The organism is Kaistia terrae (genome assembly GCF_026344005.1).
In the GTDB taxonomy this organism is placed as follows: Bacteria; Pseudomonadota; Alphaproteobacteria; order Rhizobiales; family Kaistiaceae; genus Kaistia; species Kaistia terrae.
Genome location: NZ_JAPKNH010000001.1, coordinates 846,958 through 863,938 on the forward strand (window position 1 = coordinate 846,958; position 16,981 = coordinate 863,938).

The following is a 16,981-nucleotide window of genomic DNA, read 5'->3' on the forward strand; positions in this document are numbered from 1 at the left end:
GGGTGAGGGGATTGATGAATCAATGCTTATTCGGCGGCGATTGCCTTGCGCTTGCGGTTGGCGGCGCGGGCCTTTTCGAGAACCGGCTTGAGGAAGTGCCCGGTGTAGCTGCGCGGTTCCTTGACGATCTGTTCCGGCGTGCCGGTCGCCACGATCTCACCGCCGCCGTCGCCGCCTTCCGGGCCGATATCGATGATCCAGTCGGCCGTCTTGATCACTTCGAGATTGTGCTCGATGACCACGACGGTGTTGCCCTGGTCGACGAGGGAATGCAGCACTTCCATCAGCTTGGCGACATCGTGGAAATGCAGGCCCGTCGTCGGCTCGTCGAGGATGTAAAGCGTCTTGCCGGTGGCCCGGCGTGACAGTTCCTTGGCGAGCTTGACGCGCTGCGCCTCGCCGCCGGAAAGCGTCGTCGCCTGCTGGCCGACCTTGACGTAGCCGAGGCCGACTTCCTGCAGCGTCGCCATCTTGTCGCGAATGCTCGGCACCGCCTGGAAGAACTCGTGGCCCTCCTCGACCGTCATGTCGAGCACGTCGGCGATCGACTTGCCCTTGAACTTCACGTCCAGGGTTTCACGGCTGTAGCGCTTGCCCTTGCAGACTTCGCAGGTGACGTAGACGTCGGGAAGGAAGTGCATCTCGATCTTGATCACGCCGTCGCCCTGGCAGGCCTCGCAACGGCCGCCCTTGACGTTGAACGAGAAGCGGCCGGGACCATAGCCGCGCACCTTGGCTTCCGGCAGGCCGGCGAACCATTCGCGGATCGGCGTGAAAGCGCCGGTGTAGGTGGCCGGGTTGGAGCGCGGCGTGCGGCCGATCGGCGACTGGTCGATATCGATGATCTTGTCGATGAACTCCAGGCCTTCGATGCGGTCATGCGGCGCGGGATGAATATGCGCGCCGTTCAGCCGCCTCGCCACGGCGGCATATAGCGTATCGATCAGGAATGTCGACTTGCCGCCGCCGGAAACGCCCGTCACGCAGGTGAAGGTGCCCAGCGGAATATCGGCCGAGATGTTCTTCAGATTGTTGCCGCGCGCCCCGATCACACTGATTTTTCGGCTTTTGGAGATGGCGCGACGCTCTTCCGGCACTTCGACCGAAAGCTCGCCGGAAAGGTACTTGCCAGTCAGCGAGTTCGGATTGGCCATCACTTCGGCCGGCGTTCCCTTGGCGACGATGTGACCGCCGTGGATGCCCGCAGCCGGGCCGACATCGACGACGAAATCCGCCGTCATGATCGCGTCTTCGTCATGCTCGACGACGAGCACCGTATTGCCGATGTCGCGCAGATGGCGCAGCGTTTCGAGCAACCGTTCGTTATCGCGCTGATGCAGGCCGATCGACGGCTCGTCCAGCACATACAGCACGCCGGTCAGACCAGAGCCGATCTGAGAAGCGAGGCGGATACGCTGGCTTTCGCCGCCCGACAGTGTGCCGGAATTACGCGCCATCATCAGATAATCGAGGCCGACATCGACCAGGAAGGACAGCCGCTCGCGGATTTCCTTCAGGATGCGGACGGCGATCTCGTTCTGCTTGTCGTTCAGCTCAGCCGGCAGCGCCTCGAACCACTTGTAGGCGTTGCGGATGGACATCTGCGAGATCTGCGAGATGTGATTTCCGGCGATCTTCACCGCCAGCGCTTCCGGCTTCAACCGCATGCCGCCGCAGGCCTTGCACGGCGTCGAGCCCATATAGCGCTCGATCTCCTCGCGCGCCCAATTGGACTCCGTCTCGCGCAGGCGTCGTTCCAGATTGGTGACGACACCCTCGAACGACTTCTGCGTCTTGTAGGAGCGCGTGCCGTCATTATAGACGAACTCGATCTCACCCTTGCCTGTGCCGAACAGAATTGCCTTCTTCGCCTCCTCGGGGATCTCATCCCAAGGCGCGGTCATCTTGAATTCGTAGTGGCGGGCGATCGCTTCCAGCGTCTGCGCATAATAAGGCGATGACGATTTGGCCCAGGGCGCGACGGCGCCCTGCTTCAGCGAAACCGAGCCGTCCGGGATCACCAGATCGGGGTCGATCTTGCGCTCCGAACCGAGCCCGTCGCAGGTTGGGCAGGCGCCGAACGGGTTGTTGAACGAGAACAGCCGCGGCTCGATCTCGGTGATGGTGAAGCCGGAAACCGGGCAGGCGAACTTTTCCGAGAAGATGACGCGGCGCTCATTGCCCTTGTCGTCCTTCTCATCGGCATATTCGGCGATCGCGATGCCGTCGGCGAGTTCCAGCGCGGTCTGAAAACTGTCGGCCAGGCGGGCGGAAATATCGCCGCGCACGACGATCCGGTCGATGACGACGTCGATGTCGTGCTTCAGCTTCTTGTCGAGGACGGGCGCCTCGTCGATCTCGAAGAAGACACCGTCCAGCTTGATGCGCTGGAAACCCTTCTTCTGCAGCTCGGCCAGCTCTTTCTTGTATTCGCCCTTGCGGCCGCGGATCATCGGCGCGAGCAGGAACAGCCGCGTTCCTTCCGGCAGCGTCATGACGCGATCGACCATCTGGCTAACCGTCTGGCTTTCGATCGGCAGGCCGGTCGCCGGCGAATAGGGGATGCCGACGCGAGCGAACAGCAGGCGCATGTAGTCGTAGATCTCGGTGACCGTGCCAACGGTCGAACGCGGGTTCTTCGAGGTCGTCTTCTGCTCAATCGAGATGGCAGGCGACAGGCCATCGATCTGGTCGACGTCCGGCTTCTGCATCATCTCCAGGAACTGGCGCGCATAGGCCGAAAGGCTTTCGACGTAGCGGCGCTGCCCTTCGGCATAGATCGTATCGAAGGCGAGCGAGGACTTTCCGGATCCGGACAGGCCCGTCAGCACCACCAGCTTGTCGCGCGGAATGTCGATGTCGACATTCTTCAGATTATGCTCGCGCGCACCCCGGACGGAGATAAACTTGCCGGAACTCGCGCCGGGAAGCCGCGCGTCATCATGCTGAGCCATGTGTCGTCTGTCCAAATGGAAGGGGCCGGCGTCGAGACACCAAGGCCCAAATTTAGGCTGTCGGCCCTTCCATACAAGGAGAAGGTCCGGATTGTCGCGGCATTCGGTTGATTCACCTGACGGGATCTTGCCAGTTTGAATGCGATTGTCTAGAACAAAAAGAGAACATCTGGATTTCAGTGGCCCAAGACCCGATTGTCTGGTGGACAAGGCCTGATTGTCGCGGGCGGGTCGTGTCATTTCGGGATAGTTTGGAGCCAGCAAAGAGGCAGAAGGAACAGACCATGGCCGGAAGTGTCAACAAGGTCATTCTCGTCGGCAATCTCGGGCGTGACCCGGAAGTGCGGCGGATGAATTCGGGCGAGTCGGTCGTCAATCTGAACATCGCGACCTCGGAAAGCTGGCGCGACAAGCAGAGCGGCGAGCGCAAGGAAAAGACCGAGTGGCATCGCGTGGTGATCTTCAACGAGAACCTCGCCAAGATCGCCGAGCAGTATCTGAAGAAGGGCTCGAAGGTCTACATCGAGGGCCAGCTGCAGACCCGCAAGTGGCAGGACCCGTCCGGCGCCGAGAAGTTCACCACCGAGATCGTGCTGCAGCGTTTCCGCGGTGAGCTGACGCTGCTCGACGGTCGTGCCGGTGGCGGCGAGCAGTCGGAGTATCAGGGCGGCGGCGGCAGCGACTTCGGTCGGTCCAGCCCGCTCGAGGCCCCGCGCGGCGGCGGCCAGGCGGCCCGTCCCCCGGCGGCTTCCTCGTCCTACGCGGCCGACCTCGACGACGACATCCCGTTCTAGGATTGGTCCGTTCTGGACCCGAAAGAAAAAAAGCCTGGGAAGCGGTCGCTTCCCGGGCTTTTTCTTGCGGGCCATTCGGCGACAGCCGTCCTTTTGGTCCGATCGATCTCCGGCATCCTCCTTCGAGGCCCGGCTTCGCCGGGCGCCTCAGGATGATGAGTGAGTTTAGGGCGTGAAGGCCCGGACGAGGCTCAGACCATCACACCGTCGAGGATGGCGCGGAACTCTTCCGCCGTCGCGGCGCGCGGGTTGGTGGCGTAGGAGTGATCGGCCAATGCCCGCTCGACCACCCAGGGCAGTACGTCGTCGGTGACGCCCAAGGTTCGCAGGCCGACCGGGATGCCAAGCCGGCGGTTCAGCGCGTCGAGTTCGTCGGCGAGATCGGCGGAGGCGGGCAGGCCCATCGCGGCGGTGAGGCGGTCGACCTTGGCCGGCACGGTTTCGCGGTTGAAGCGCACGATCGCCGGCATCAGGATGGCGTTCAGCGTGCCGTGATGCAGGCTCGGGCTCTTCAGGCCGCCGAGGGCATGGCTCAGCGCATGCACGGCGCCAAGGCCCTTCTGGAAGGCGAGACCGCCTTGCAGCGCGCCCATCATCATCTCGCTGCGGGCTTCCAGATCGCTGCCATTGGTGACCGCGCGCTCGATATGGTCCCAGATCCGGCGCGCGCCATCGAGGCCGATCGCGTCGGCAACGGGGTTTTCGCGGGGCGACAGGAAGGTTTCGATGCAATGGGAGAGCGCGTCGAGACCGGTCGCCGCGGTCAGGCCCTTGGGCAGGCCGAGCGTCAGTTCGGGATCGCAGATGGCGCGCTTGGGGATCAGATGCGGGCTGATGAAACCGAGCTTGCGGCCGTCATTCAGCGTCAGCAGCGCGGCGCGACCGACTTCGGCGCCGGTGCCCGCCGTGGTCGGGATAGCGATGATCGGCGCCACCTTTGCGCTGATGCGGGCGATACCGCCGAGGATCGCCGCATAGGGCTCGAGCGGGCCTTCATGCGTCGCGAGCAGGGCTACGCCCTTGGCGAGATCGATCGGCGAGCCGCCGCCGACCGCGATGACGCCGTCGCAGTCGCCGGCCCGATAGGCTTCCAGCGCTGCCAGCACGGCGGCTTCGGTCGGGTTGGGCGGCACGTCGAGGAAGATCGTTGCGTCGGCGGAAAGGAGATCGGTGACGCGGGAAAGCAGGCCAGAGGCCTGCAAGCCGCGGTCGCTGACGATCAAGGGGCGCTTCACGCCGAGGGCCGCCAGCGCTTCTGGCAGGACCGACACGACGCCGGCTCCGAATTCGATCTGCGTCAGGTAGTTTATCGTGCTCATCAATCTCTCTTCCCGCTAAGCTCCCGGGCCGGGGCCCGGCGGGAGATTGCCAGCTAAGGCGCGGAAGGGACAGGCTGTTTTTGCGTGTCTTTGCGGTGTTGAAAATGTTCGGCCGGCGATAAAAGGGAATACGAGCGATGCCAATTCTGCCGGATGTGCTGGCGCCGGGTTTGAACATCGTCTTCTGCGGCACGGGGGCGGGCGCATGGTCGGCGCGGATCGGCGCCTATTATGGCAATCCCGGCAACAAGTTCTGGCCGACGCTGCACGCCATCGGCCTGACGCCGCGCCGCATTGCGCCGGCTGATTTTCTTGATGTGCTGACCTTCGGCATAGGCCTGACGGACGTCGCCAAGGAGCATGTCGGGCAGGATACGGCGATTGACCTGGAGCTTGTCGACGCGAGCGCCCTGCGCGAGAAGATCGGACGCTACAGGCCCCGCCACTTTGCGTTCACCAGCAAGCGGGCGGCTAGCCTCTATCTCGGACTGGCCACAGGCGCGATCCCTTATGGCATACAGGAAGAGTCCATCGGCGCGACACGCGTCCATGTTCTGACTTCGCCCTCCGGCCAGGCAGGGCCGCACTGGACGATCGAGCCGTGGCGGGAACTGGCAAGCATGGCTACCGGCTAGGCTGGACAAGCCGGACGTTTCGCCTCTCAATGCCGGACACATTCGTGCCCGATGGCGATAGGCCGACCGTGGCCGCACAGGAAATCCGCATGGCTCAGATCGCCTCTCTCTATCGCTATCCGGTGAAAGGCTTCTCGCCGGAAAAGCTCGACACGGCGGCGCTGAGGGCAGGGTACCGGTTTGATAGCGACCGGATCTATGCGGTGGAGAACGGTCCGTCCGGTTTCGATCCGGCCGCGCCCGCGTATAAGCCGAAGGTCAGGTTCCTGTGCCTGATGAAGAATGCACGGCTGGCGCAATTGCAAACCCGCTTTGACGACGCGACGCATGTCTGGTCGATCAAAGGTCATGGCGAGCCGTTTGCCGCCGATCTCTCCACGATCGAAGGACGCGAGGCGACGGAAGCGTTCCTCGCCGAATTCATGGGCGAGGAGCGGCGCGGCCCGCTTAAGGTGCTTTCGGCGCCGGGCCATGCCTTCACCGATGTCGGCAAGCCCTACATTTCGTTTATCAATCTCGCCTCGGTGGCGGCGGTTGCCAATTGGGTCGGCCAGCCAGTCGATCCGCTGCGCTTCCGGGCCAACATCTATCTGGACGGCATGGAGCCGTGGCAGGAGCTGGAACTCGTCGGCCGGGAGGCAACGATCGGCGAAGCAAGGGTGCGGTTCGCCAAGCGGACCCAGCGCTGCGCCGCGACGAATGTGAGCCCCGATACGGCCGAGCGCGACCTCGACATACCCGGAACGCTGCTGCGCAAGCTCGACCACACGGATTGCGGAATCTACGCCGATGTGATCGAAGGCGGGCGCATCGGTGCGGGGGCTGCCATGCGGCTGGACTAGATGGCCCCGGCCGTTTGTCGGACTCGGAGATACCATGCGCGTTGTCGTGATCAATCTGGACCGATCGCCGGATCGGCTTGCGATGTTTCGCGAGCAGGCGGAGAAGCTCGATATCGCTTTCGAGCGGTTGGCCGCGATCGATGCCGCGACGATACGCGAGCAACGCGGACGGATGACGGTCGGCGAAATAGCGTGTTTTGAGAGCCACCGCCTAGCCTGGACGCGGCTGGTTGAGAGTGGCGAGCCTTGGCTTGCTGTGTTCGAGGATGATGTCATTCTGGCACCGCCGATCGCGCCGCTGCTCCGCTCGCACGACTGGATTCCAACGGGTGTCGATCTGGTCAAGGCCGAGACCTTCGAGGCGAGCACCAAGGTCTCGCCGACAGGAATTCCGGTCGAAGGAACGGTGTTGCACAGACTGCTGACAACACACTGCGGAACGGCCGGCTACATGGTTTCGCGCAAGGCGGCAGCGGATCTCCTGATGCGGACCGAACAGTATATGCGGCCTGTCGACATCGCCATGTTCGATCCCGAGCAGGATTCCTGTCGACATCTTAACATCGTGCAGATGATCCCTGCACTATGCATTCAGGAGCGCTTCCTGGCCGACCGGAAGCAAAGCCTGCCGCAGCATGCCGATCTGATCGCTCGATCCGAGGTGTTTGATCCGCCTCCGCGACTTCACGGCGCAGCGAAGTACGGGCGCGAGGCCAAGCGCATTCTGGGTCAGATTGGCCGCCCCCGTAGCCTACTCCGCTCCCTGACGCCTTCTCGTCGACTGGTTGTTCCTTTCCTGGAATCCTAAAAGCGCTCTTTCAGCGTTTCCAGAGCCGGAGCGGGTGGTAAACAGAGCCGGAGGCAGGCCGAGCGCTGCGCTTGCTTACCAGAAGCGCTTGGCAGTGCGGAATTCTTGCCAGAGCTTATCGAGCGCCGCCAGCTGAAACGCCTTGTCGCGGACCGTCCAGCCGGCGATGGCGCCGACCGCGCGCTGGCTGATCGGCGAGGGATCGTCCGAAGCGATCCGGTTGAGGAGCTGTTGCGCCGCCCTCGCGTCGTTCAGCGAGCCGAGCACCGATTGCAGCGCGTTGATCCGCTTCTGGTAGCGCCGGATCCGGTTCGAACGCGGCCAGATCGGCTCGAGCCACTCGATCGTGTAGCGCAGTCTTTTGACCTCGATGCGCAATTCATGGCGCGCTTCGTCGGTGAGGTTTTGAAGCTGCTTGCCATGGTTCCTGAGCTGCCTGTCGGCGCGTGAAATCTCGCGCGTTGCCCTACGGCGAATGCCGCCGGCCAGTCGCTTCGAAATCACGCCGGCCTCACCGCGCCAGTGTTGCTGCGAGAGGGCGAGGGCGAGCCCCAGAAGCAGTTTTTGCGGCAAGGGACCGTCGAGAAGGACGCGGACCCGACGGTAGCTGTCGTGGCGCGCGGTGGCGGCGGCTTCCGTCAGCGCGGCGACATCGGCGATGCCGGCCAGCCTGTCGATATGCGGGGCCAGCGTCTCCTCGATGAGAATATCCCAGTTGCGGCTTTCGCCGAGCGAATCGGAAAGCGCATGCGCGTCGCGCTTGAGATCGTCCAGCGCCTCCGTGTCGGCCCACCGCGTGGAGAGCGCCAGAGCGGCGCGCAGGCGGCGAAGCGCGACGCGCAGCTCATGCACCGTCTCCGGCATCGGCCGGTCGAGCGCCGCACGCAAAGAACCCACCAGGTCGACCTGGCTTTGCGACAGGACGAGGGTGATGGCGTCGTCGACTGTCATGCGGGACGTGAGAAGGCCCAGGGGAGGGACGGGAGCCTTGGCCCGGCTAGCGTTCTTTCGGTCGGACATGGTCTTGGCTCTTGTCGCTATTTTCTAAAACTCGGTCGTTCGCTTGGCCGCTGCAAATCGGCCGCCTGTCACGGGTGGCCTGCGCGAAGCGTCTGAACTCGCATCTGTAGACCCATTTCACCGTTTCCCGGAAACGGCGCAATGCTCCAACACCTGGCGGGCGCGCGTTTTCTTCATGCGAACCGGTTTCCCACTTCGTTCCAAACGCTTGAGACCCATCCAGGCGGGCCTGAAAGGTCGCTAGAGCGGAGATCCATCTGCTTTGGAAAATCGTTCTCCACCTCTCCCTCAGGGAGAGGTGGAAAGTAGGAATCGACCCAGATGGATCTTGCTCTAGCCGACGTGCATCGCTGCTCGGGCAATCTCGGTTACGCCGTCAGCGACGAACTGCACGGCGAGCGCGGAGAGCAGGACGCCGAGAAGGCGCGTCAGCACGATCCGGCCGGTATTGCCGAGGAGCCGGTCAAGCGGGCCAGCGAGCAGGAAGACGAGCAGGCACGAGCCGATCAGCGCGGCGACAATGACCAGTAGGCCGACAAGGCCGAGCGTGCTTGGCGCCGAGGCCGCGATCAGGATGGTGGCGGAAATGGCGCCGGGGCCGGCGATCAGCGGGATGGCGAGCGGGAAGATCGCGAGGTGGTGGATATCGGCATGGTCCGGCACGATCTCCCCGTCGAGGGCCTTCTGGGCGTTGGCCATCTTGCGCTGGTCGCGGCGCTCGAACACCATTTCGAAGGCGATCCAGAACAGCATCAGGCCGCCGGCGATACGGAATGCCGCGAGCGATATGCCGAGGGAGGTCAGGAGCCCTTCGCCCACCACCGCGAAGGCGTAGAGGATGATGGTGGCGGTGACCGTGGCGCGGATCGCGATCTGCCGGCGCTGGTCGCGGCTCATGCCGCGCGTGAGGCCGACGAAGATTGGCGCGAGGCCGATCGGGTCGATGGTGACGAAGAGCGTGATCAGCGCATTCAGAAGATAGTCGAGCACGCCTGGCCCCTCTGCTGGCGAGAAGGGCGCCATCGTGACAGGCGGCGCGGCGCTCCGCCAGTGCGTCCCTCGATGCGAAGAGGCCCTGCGGCGCTGGATTGGCGCCGGCGCGACGGCTCGTCGCCCGACGTTCGCGACGATCCGCCGGGCGGATGACGGAACGCTTGCGACAAAACGGCGTTTAGCGGCGAAAAGCGCCGTGAATCCTGCGGTTTTGGCGGGATTCCTTGATGCGGCCACATGCGGGCTCTATGATGGCTGTAGCAGAAACTGATTCCGGAAAATAACTTGTCCGACACCCACGAGCCGCCGCGCCCCGATGAGCCGGGCGATGGTCGCCCATCCGATCACGAAACGATCTCCATCACCGATGAGATGAAGCGGAGCTATCTCGATTACGCGATGAGCGTGATCGTGAGCCGCGCGCTTCCGGACGCGCGCGACGGCCTCAAGCCGGTTCACCGCCGCATTCTCTATTCGATGCACGAGAACGGCTACGACTGGAACAAGTCGTATCGCAAGTCGGCCCGCGTCGTCGGCGACGTGATCGGTAAGTACCATCCGCACGGCGACGCCTCGATCTACTTCGCGTTGGTCCGCATGGCGCAGGATTTCTCCATGCGCGTCATGCTGGCAGACGGTCAGGGCAATTTCGGCTCGGTCGACGGCGATAGCCCGGCCGCCATGCGTTACACCGAAGTAAGGCTCAGCAAGGCGGCGCATTCGCTGCTGGACGATATCGACAAGGATACCGTCGACTTCCAGGATAACTACGATAGCTCGGAACGAGAGCCCGTCGTCCTGCCGGCGCGCTTCCCGAACCTGCTCGTCAACGGCGCCGGCGGCATCGCCGTCGGCATGGCCACCAACATTCCCTCGCACAATCTCGGCGAGGTGATCGACGGTTGCATCGCCTATCTGGAAAATCCGGGCATCAGCATCGAAGAGCTGATCGAGATCATTCCGGGTCCCGACTTCCCGACCGCCGGTTTGATCATCGGCCGCGCCGGCATCCGTTCGGCCTATCACGAAGGCCGCGGTTCCGTGCTGATGCGCGGTCGCGTGACGGTGGAGACGGTTCGCAAGGAGCGCGAGGCTCTCATTATTCATGAGATCCCGTACCAGGTGAACAAGGCGACGATGATCGAGAAGATCGCCGAACTCGTCCGCGACAAGCGGATTGAGGGCATCTCCGACATCCGCGACGAGTCCGATCGCCTCGGCATGCGCGTCGTCATCGAGCTGAAGCGCGACGCCGTCGCCGATGTCGTGCTGAACCAGGTCTATCGTTATTCGCCGCTGCAGACGTCGTTTGGCGTCAACATGGTGGCGTTGACGGGCGGCAAGCCGCGGCTGATGAACCTGAAGGACCTGATTCAGGCCTTCGTCAATTTCCGCGAAGAAGTCGTCGCCCGGCGCACACGCTTCCTGCTCAACAAGGCGCGTGACCGTGCGCATGTGTTGGTCGGTCTCGGCATCGCCGTCGCCAATATCGACGAAGTCATCCACCTGATCCGCACCGCGCCCGATCCTTCGACGGCGCGCGAGCGGCTGATGGAACGGCACTGGCCGGCGGTCGACATCGCCCCCCTGGTTGCGCTGATCGACGATCCGCGCCACAGGCTGGCCGCGGACAATACCTACCAGCTGTCGGAAACGCAGGCGCGCGCGATCCTCGATCTGCGCCTGCAGCGCCTGACCGCCCTCGGCCGTGATGAAATCGCGGACGAGTTGAACAAGCTCGGCGCCGAAATCGCCGATTATCTCGAAATCCTGCGCTCGCGCGCCCGCATCGTCGCGATCATTCGCGATGAACTGGTTGCCGTTCGCGACGAGTTTGCTACCCCGCGCAAGACCGAGATCCTCGACGGCGGCATCGACTTCGAGGATGAAGACCTCATCCAGCGCGAAGACATGGTCGTCACGGTCAGCCATGAGGGCTACATCAAGCGCGTGCCGCTGGTCACCTATCGGGCCCAGCATCGCGGCGGCAAGGGCCGCTCCGGCATGGCGACGAAGGACGAGGATTTCGTCACCCGTCTGTTCGTGACGAACACCCACACGCCGGTGGTGTTCTTCTCGTCGCGCGGTATCGCCTACAAGATGAAGGTCTGGCGCCTGCCGCTGGCAGCGCCCCAGGCTCGCGGAAAGTTCCTGAACAATCTGATGCCGCTCCAGGATGGCGAACGGATCACGTCGATCCTGCTGCTGCCCGAGGATGAAGAGCAGTGGGCAACGCTCGACGTCATGTTCGCGACGACGCGCGGCACGGTTCGTCGCAACAAGCTGTCCGACTTCGTCCAGGTGAACCGCAATGGCAAGATCGCCATGAAGTTCGACGAGGAAGGCGACGCGATCGTCGACGTCCAGCTCTGCTCAGAGCATGACGACGTGCTGCTGACGACGGCGAACGGCCAGTGCATCCGTTTTGCGACCACCGACGTGCGCGTCTTCAAGGGCCGCGATTCGACCGGTGTGCGAGGTATCTCGCTGGCCGAAGGCGACCGCATCATCTCGATGGCGATCCTGCATCACTTCGACGCCAATGGCGACGAGCGCTCGGCCTATCTGAAGATGAGCCGCGCGGTGCGTGGCGAGGTCGAGGATGCGACGGTCATCGAGCACGATGCCGACGAGACGCCGGGCAATGAGTCGCTGCCACAGACCCGCTATGCGGAAATGAGCGCGGCGGAGCAGTTCGTCCTCACCATCTCCGAGAACGGCTACGGCAAGCGGACCTCGTCCTTCGAGTACCGCATCACCGGACGCGGCGGTAAGGGCATCGTCGCCATGGCCGTCAACGAGCGGAACGGGCAGCTGATTGCTTCCTTCCCGGTCGAGGACTCGGACCAGATCATGCTGGTAACCGATGCCGGCCAGATGATCCGCATGCCGGTCGGCGGCGACAAGCCGATCCGCATCGTCGGTCGTGGCTCGCAGGGCGTCATCGTCTTCAACACGAACGACAAGGAAAAGGTCGTTTCGGTCGATCGCCTGACGGATGTCGAGGAAGACGAGCCCGACGCGGAAGTGCCGGCGGCCGGAACGGACGTTCCACCTGCGCCTGAAGCGCCAGACGCACCGGAGGTGCCGCCTGCGCCGGAATCTCCGCTGGAAGGCTGAGAAGATCCTCAAAAAGAAGACGCCGGCCTCAGGGGAAAGGCCGGCGTTTTCATGAGATGGGTATGCTTGGAGGTCTTAAGGGTGAGGGGAAACCCTCAGTTCGCATCCGCGACGGGGATGCGCGTGATAACGGAATAGCCTTGCTGGTGATCGACGACGGCTATCATGCGCGCGTCGGTATTGTCGGCGGTCGAAACCACCAGGCGATCAGCCTTCTTGGCTGCCGGAACATCCCTTTCGGAATAGACGGCGGCGCTAGCAAAGCCGACTGCGATGGTTGCTGCGGCGCAAGTTGCGAGAATGATGGTATGGAACCACGACGTCATAGCTTGCCCTCCGTGTTCTGTTGCGCCGGAATTTGTACGCAACATGAACTTTTGCCTATGAACCGCATCACAACTCGCCGTTCATTTGCTATTCATCTGGGAAGGCAATGCGCGTTTGGGAAGTTGGTTCCTTAAGGAAGTCCTATTCCCCTTCGTAAAGCTTGCGTGAGAATCCGAGAGCGTTCCGGGAGCGATATGTGATCATGGCGAGCGTTGGACTGTATCCCGGCTCTTTCGACCCTCCGACCAGCGGCCATGTCGACATGTTTCGCGCGGCGCTGAAGGTCGTCGACAGGCTGGTCGTGGCGATCGGAGTCCATCCCGGCAAGACGCCGCTGTTCTCGTTCGAGGAGCGCGTTGCGCTGATCCGGGAGTTGGCAGAGGGCATTGACGGTGCAGCGAGCCGGATCGACGTGATCGCCTTTGACGGGCTGACGATCGACGCGGCGCGCGATTGCGGAGCTTCGGTGATGATACGCGGGCTTCGCGACGGCACCGATCTCGACTATGAGATGCAGCTTGCGGGCATGAACGGCGCGATGGCGCCGGCGATTCAGACCGTGTTTCTGCCGGCAACGCCTGCGACGCGTCACATCACCGCGACGCTGGTGCGCCAGGTTGCCAAGATGGGCGGTGACGTATCCGCCTTTGTTCCGACAAGCGTTGCCCGAAAGCTGACACAAAAATTCAGTTCCTGATGCCGTCGCAAAAGGCGGCGCCGTCTACCGACCGGAGAACTCAGTGACCCGTTTCCTTGGCCTGTTCGCGGCGATCGCCGCCGTATTCCTTTTTGCCGCCGCGCCCGTCCAGGCCGCGAGCGAAAAGCTCGACCCGGAAAATACGATCAATCTCGACCTGAAGGATGGTCGCGTCGTGATCAAGCTTCGCCCGGACCTGGCGCCGAAGCATGTCGCGCAGATCAAGAAGCTGACCCGCGAAGGCTTCTATGACGGCATCGTCTTCCACCGCGTGATCGACGGCTTCATGGCCCAGACGGGCGACCCGACCGGCACCGGCATGGGCGGCTCGAAGGATCCCGACATCAAGGCCGAGTTCTCCAAGGCGCATTTCGCGCGCGGCACGCTCGGCATGGCGCGTTCGCAGAACCCGGACTCCGCTAATTCGCAGTTCTTCATCATGCTCGCCGATGGCGGCTTCCTCGATGGCCAGTATACCGTCTGGGGCGAGGTTGTGAGCGGCATGGATTTCGTCGACAAGATCGCCAAGGGTGAGCCGCCGGCAAACCCCGACAAGATCGTCAAGATGCAGATCGCCGCCGACGCGAAGTAAGTCGGCTCTCGCCGCGCCACCTTCCGGCGCGGCCCCTCAGAAGGAGATAACCGTGGCCGAAATCAAGGACCCGGAAAACACGCTCATCCTCGAGACCACCCAGGGCACGGCGACCATCGCCCTGCGCCCGGACCTCGCTCCGCTGCACGTTGCGCGGATCAAGGAACTGGCTCGCGAAGGTTTCTATGATGGCATCGTGTTCCATCGCGTGATCGACGGCTTCATGGCGCAGACCGGCGATCCGACCGGCACCGGCATGGGCGGTTCTGGCAAGAAGCTGAAGGCCGAATTCTCGCGCGAGCCGCACGTCCGCGGCACCGCCTCGATGGCCCGCTCGCAGGATCCGAACTCCGGCGACAGCCAGTTCTTCCTTTGCTTCGGCGATGCCGGCTTCCTGAACGGTCAGTACACCGTCTGGGGCCAAGTCATTGAAGGCATGGACAACATCGACAAGATCAAGCGCGGCGAGCCTGTCCAGAACCCGGACAAGATCGTCTCGATGAAGGTTGCCGCCGACGTCGCGTAAGCCGTCGCGGTTCGCGGCCGGAATTCCCGGCTGCCATATCTGAAATGCAGCGCGTCCCGGCCATCGCCGGGGCGCGCTTTCTTGTAGTCGGGGGCCATGCCGCGTGCCGTCCGATTCAAACGCGGCGCTACCGTCTGGCCGATCCAACCCTCGCGCCAAACCGAATTTCACAGGATACGGATCATGCTCGGCGTCTCGGTGGCGGGCTTTCCTCGTGCGCGGATCGAACCGCCGACGCTCATCGGCATCAGCGCGGTGCTGATGTGGAGCGCCACGATCGGCCTCTATCGCAATATTTCGGAGACGTTCGGCGCCGTCGGCGGCTCCGCGCTGATCTTTACCTTCAGCGGCATCGTCGCGACGCTCTATGGCGGGCGCGCCGCCTTTCGCGGCCATTCGCGCCTCTATCTGCTCGTCGGCGGCGCGATGTTCGTCACCTACGAGATCGCGCTGGCGCTTGCCGTCGGCCTTGCCCAGGACCGGGTCCAGACGGTCGAGGTCGGCATGATCAACTATCTCTGGCCGAGCTTCACGATCGGGCTCGCCGTCCTGGTCGGGCAGGCGAGGGCGGATTTTCTGCTGATCCCGGGGATCCTGCTCTCGCTCGCCGGCGTGCTGCTGGCCTCGTCGGGCACCGGCATTTCCATCCATTCGATGCTCGGCAACATCGCCGGCAACCCGCTGCCCTATCTGCTGGCGCTGATCGCGGCGATCACCTGGCCGCTCTACACGATCTTCACCCGCCGCCTGTCCGGCGGAAAGAGCGCGGTGCCGCCTTTCCTGCTGATGACGGCGGCGCTGCTGTGGATCCACTATTTCACCAGCGACCAGCCGCCGCTGCACTTTGATATCCGTGGCCTTTCCATGGCCCTGCTGTTCGGCGTGCTGACGACGCTGGCCTATTCCGCCTGGACCTATGGCGTCACCCACGGCAACCTCACCCTCATGGCGACGGCCTCCTACTTCACGCCGCTGCTGTCGGTGATGATCTCCAGCATCCTGCTCGACATGATGCCGGGTATGAATTTCTGGGGCGGGGCGCTGCTCGTGACCGGCGGTTCGCTCGTCTGCTGGTACGCCTCGCGTCAATAAGCCTTGCGGGCGGCTGTTGAGGTCGGGGCCTTCGCCCGCTAGGAAGGGCGCGCATCCGCAGCGGAATGAGAACATGCGCGTCGACCTTTTTGATTTCGATCTCCCCGAGGAGAACATTGCCCTGCGACCGGCCCGGCCGCGCGATAGCGCGCGCCTGCTCGTCGTTCGGCAGGATGCAGCCCTTGAGGACCGCATTGTCCGCGAGCTACCGGACATGCTGCGCCCCGGCGATGCGCTCGTCTTCAACGATACCAAGGTGATCCCGGCCCAGCTTTTCGGCGAGCGCGTGCGCGACGGCGTTTCGGCGCGGATCGGCGTGACACTGCATATGCGCGAGGCAGCCGACCGCTGGCGTGCCTTCGTCCGTCCGGCCAAGAAGCTGCAGCTTGGCGACCGCATCCAGTTTGGCGAAAGCGCCGATCGTGCCTGCCTGATCTCTGGCCTTGCCGCGACCGTGGCGGAAAAGGGCGAGGCCGGCGAAGTCGTGCTGGCCTTCGATCTTTCCGGCCCGGTTCTTGACGAGGCCATCGCCTCGGTCGGCCATATCCCGCTGCCGCCCTACATCGCCTCCAAGCGCGGCGAGGATGGCGAGGACAAGCTCGACTACCAGACGATCTATGCCCGCGAGGAGGGCGCCGTGGCGGCGCCGACGGCGGGCCTGCATTTCACGCCCGACCTGTTTGCCCGCCTGGATGCGTTGGGCGTCGAGCGGCATTTCGTGACGCTGCATGTTGGCGCCGGCACCTTCCTGCCGGTCAAGGCCGACGATACGGCGGAGCACAAGATGCATGCCGAGCGCGGCGAGGTCTCGCAGGCGACCGCCGATGCGCTGAACGCCGTGCGCGCTCGTGGCGGCCGCGTCGTCGCGGTGGGCACCACATCGCTGCGCCTGCTCGAAAGCGCTGCCGGCGAAGACAACATCATCCGGCCGTTCCACGGCCCCACCAGCATCTTCATCACGCCCGGCTATCGCTTCCGCGCGATCGACCTGCTGATGACCAATTTCCATTTGCCACGCTCGACGCTGTTCATGCTGGTTTCCGCCTTTGCCGGGCTGGAGACGATGCGGGCGGCCTATGAACATGCGATCGCCACCGGCTATCGCTTCTATTCCTATGGCGACGCGTCGCTGCTTTTCCCGTCGGAGTCGGGCGGCGGATAAGACGTTTTTCACCTCTCCCTGAGGGAGAGGTCGACGGCGAAGCCAGCGGGTGAGGGTTTAGGAAACTCTCCGGATGCGCCGTAAACCCTCACCCGGCCCT

Annotated in this window: 15 protein-coding genes; 10 read left to right on the top strand and 5 right to left on the bottom strand. The window is 63.6% G+C overall.

The annotated features are described in order from the left end of the window. Positions 1-26 precede the first annotated feature (26 nt). Complete coding sequence (gene uvrA, locus OSH12_RS03915; protein WP_266342179.1) at positions 27-2,954, bottom strand: excinuclease ABC subunit UvrA; 2,928 nt, start codon at positions 2,952-2,954, stop codon at positions 27-29. Between the two features lie 284 nt (positions 2,955-3,238). Here uvrA and ssb point away from each other — a divergent pair, with 284 nt between their 5' ends. Continuing rightward, positions 3,239-3,748, top strand: coding sequence for a single-stranded DNA-binding protein (gene ssb, locus OSH12_RS03920; RefSeq protein WP_266342180.1), 510 nt, complete (start codon positions 3,239-3,241; stop codon positions 3,746-3,748). Positions 3,749-3,939: 191 nt separating this feature from the next. Here the strand turns inward: ssb and OSH12_RS03925 are convergent, their stop codons facing one another. Beyond that, positions 3,940-5,067, bottom strand: coding sequence for an iron-containing alcohol dehydrogenase (locus OSH12_RS03925; protein WP_266342181.1), 1,128 nt, complete (start codon positions 5,065-5,067; stop codon positions 3,940-3,942). 137 nt (positions 5,068-5,204) lie between these two features. On the opposite strand from OSH12_RS03925, the gene OSH12_RS03930 reads away from it, so the two are divergent. The 3 genes from OSH12_RS03930 to OSH12_RS03940 all read left to right on the top strand — a co-directional run bounded on the left by OSH12_RS03930 (position 5,205) and on the right by OSH12_RS03940 (position 7,352). Next, positions 5,205-5,702 carry a mismatch-specific DNA-glycosylase gene (locus OSH12_RS03930; RefSeq protein WP_266342182.1) on the top strand — a complete coding sequence of 166 codons (498 nt, stop codon included), beginning with the start codon at positions 5,205-5,207 and terminating at the stop codon, positions 5,700-5,702. Positions 5,703-5,791: 89 nt separating this feature from the next. Further along, complete coding sequence (locus tag OSH12_RS03935) at positions 5,792-6,544, top strand: MOSC domain-containing protein (RefSeq protein WP_266342183.1); 753 nt, start codon at positions 5,792-5,794, stop codon at positions 6,542-6,544. 34 nt (positions 6,545-6,578) lie between these two features. After that, the gene (locus OSH12_RS03940; RefSeq protein WP_266342184.1) at positions 6,579-7,352 is read left to right on the top strand and encodes a glycosyltransferase family 25 protein; all 774 of its coding nucleotides are present in this window, start codon (positions 6,579-6,581) and stop codon (positions 7,350-7,352) included. A gap of 75 nt (positions 7,353-7,427) precedes the next feature. Here OSH12_RS03940 and OSH12_RS03945 read toward each other — a convergent pair whose 3' ends face one another. Both OSH12_RS03945 and OSH12_RS03950 read right to left on the bottom strand, forming a co-directional pair. Next, complete coding sequence (locus OSH12_RS03945) at positions 7,428-8,303, bottom strand: CHAD domain-containing protein (protein WP_266342185.1); 876 nt, start codon at positions 8,301-8,303, stop codon at positions 7,428-7,430. Positions 8,304-8,705: 402 nt separating this feature from the next. Continuing rightward, complete coding sequence (locus OSH12_RS03950) at positions 8,706-9,362, bottom strand: MarC family protein (protein WP_266342186.1); 657 nt, start codon at positions 9,360-9,362, stop codon at positions 8,706-8,708. A gap of 375 nt (positions 9,363-9,737) precedes the next feature. On the opposite strand from OSH12_RS03950, the gene gyrA reads away from it, so the two are divergent. Continuing rightward, complete coding sequence (gene gyrA, locus OSH12_RS03955) at positions 9,738-12,485, top strand: DNA gyrase subunit A (RefSeq protein ID WP_380224326.1); 2,748 nt, start codon at positions 9,738-9,740, stop codon at positions 12,483-12,485. Positions 12,486-12,580: 95 nt separating this feature from the next. Here the strand turns inward: gyrA and OSH12_RS03960 are convergent, their stop codons facing one another. Beyond that, positions 12,581-12,856, bottom strand: coding sequence for a hypothetical protein (locus OSH12_RS03960; RefSeq protein WP_266342187.1), 276 nt, complete (start codon positions 12,854-12,856; stop codon positions 12,581-12,583). Between the two features lie 158 nt (positions 12,857-13,014). Here OSH12_RS03960 and coaD point away from each other — a divergent pair, with 158 nt between their 5' ends. From coaD to queA, 5 genes are all read left to right on the top strand, one after another. Beyond that, positions 13,015-13,509: a pantetheine-phosphate adenylyltransferase gene (coaD, locus tag OSH12_RS03965; protein ID WP_266342188.1), complete on the top strand. Its 495-nt coding sequence runs from the start codon at positions 13,015-13,017 to the stop codon at positions 13,507-13,509. A gap of 73 nt (positions 13,510-13,582) precedes the next feature. Further along, entirely contained in the window at positions 13,583-14,101 is a 519-nt protein-coding gene (locus OSH12_RS03970) for a peptidylprolyl isomerase (RefSeq protein WP_266342448.1), read from the top strand. A 52-nt stretch (positions 14,102-14,153) separates the two neighbouring features. Continuing rightward, entirely contained in the window at positions 14,154-14,627 is a 474-nt protein-coding gene (locus tag OSH12_RS03975; RefSeq protein WP_380223708.1) for a peptidylprolyl isomerase, read from the top strand. 183 nt (positions 14,628-14,810) lie between these two features. Beyond that, a complete protein-coding gene (yddG, locus tag OSH12_RS03980; protein ID WP_266342189.1) occupies positions 14,811-15,719 on the top strand; it encodes an aromatic amino acid DMT transporter YddG in 909 nt (302 codons plus the stop codon). 73 nt (positions 15,720-15,792) lie between these two features. Next, a complete protein-coding gene (queA, locus tag OSH12_RS03985; protein WP_266342190.1) occupies positions 15,793-16,881 on the top strand; it encodes a tRNA preQ1(34) S-adenosylmethionine ribosyltransferase-isomerase QueA in 1,089 nt (362 codons plus the stop codon). Positions 16,882-16,981: the final 100 nt, after the last annotated feature.

Bases quoted from the DNA above. Each gene is read 5' to 3' on its own strand.
- coaD (WP_266342188.1), top strand. From the start codon at position 13,015: ATGGCGAGCGTTGGACTGTATCCCGGCTCTTTCGACCCTCCGACCAGC.
- yddG (WP_266342189.1), top strand. From the start codon at position 14,811: ATGCTCGGCGTCTCGGTGGCGGGCTTTCCTCGTGCGCGGATCGAACCG.
- uvrA (WP_266342179.1), bottom strand. From the start codon at position 2,954: ATGGCTCAGCATGATGACGCGCGGCTTCCCGGCGCGAGTTCCGGCAAG.
- gyrA (WP_380224326.1), top strand. From the start codon at position 9,738: ATGAAGCGGAGCTATCTCGATTACGCGATGAGCGTGATCGTGAGCCGC.
- OSH12_RS03940 (WP_266342184.1), top strand. From the start codon at position 6,579: ATGCGCGTTGTCGTGATCAATCTGGACCGATCGCCGGATCGGCTTGCG.
- queA (WP_266342190.1), top strand. From the start codon at position 15,793: ATGCGCGTCGACCTTTTTGATTTCGATCTCCCCGAGGAGAACATTGCC.
- OSH12_RS03960 (WP_266342187.1), bottom strand. From the start codon at position 12,856: ATGTTGCGTACAAATTCCGGCGCAACAGAACACGGAGGGCAAGCTATG.
- OSH12_RS03945 (WP_266342185.1), bottom strand. From the start codon at position 8,303: ATGACAGTCGACGACGCCATCACCCTCGTCCTGTCGCAAAGCCAGGTC.
- OSH12_RS03930 (WP_266342182.1), top strand. From the start codon at position 5,205: ATGCCAATTCTGCCGGATGTGCTGGCGCCGGGTTTGAACATCGTCTTC.
- ssb (WP_266342180.1), top strand. From the start codon at position 3,239: ATGGCCGGAAGTGTCAACAAGGTCATTCTCGTCGGCAATCTCGGGCGT.
- OSH12_RS03925 (WP_266342181.1), bottom strand. From the start codon at position 5,067: ATGAGCACGATAAACTACCTGACGCAGATCGAATTCGGAGCCGGCGTC.
- OSH12_RS03935 (WP_266342183.1), top strand. From the start codon at position 5,792: ATGGCTCAGATCGCCTCTCTCTATCGCTATCCGGTGAAAGGCTTCTCG.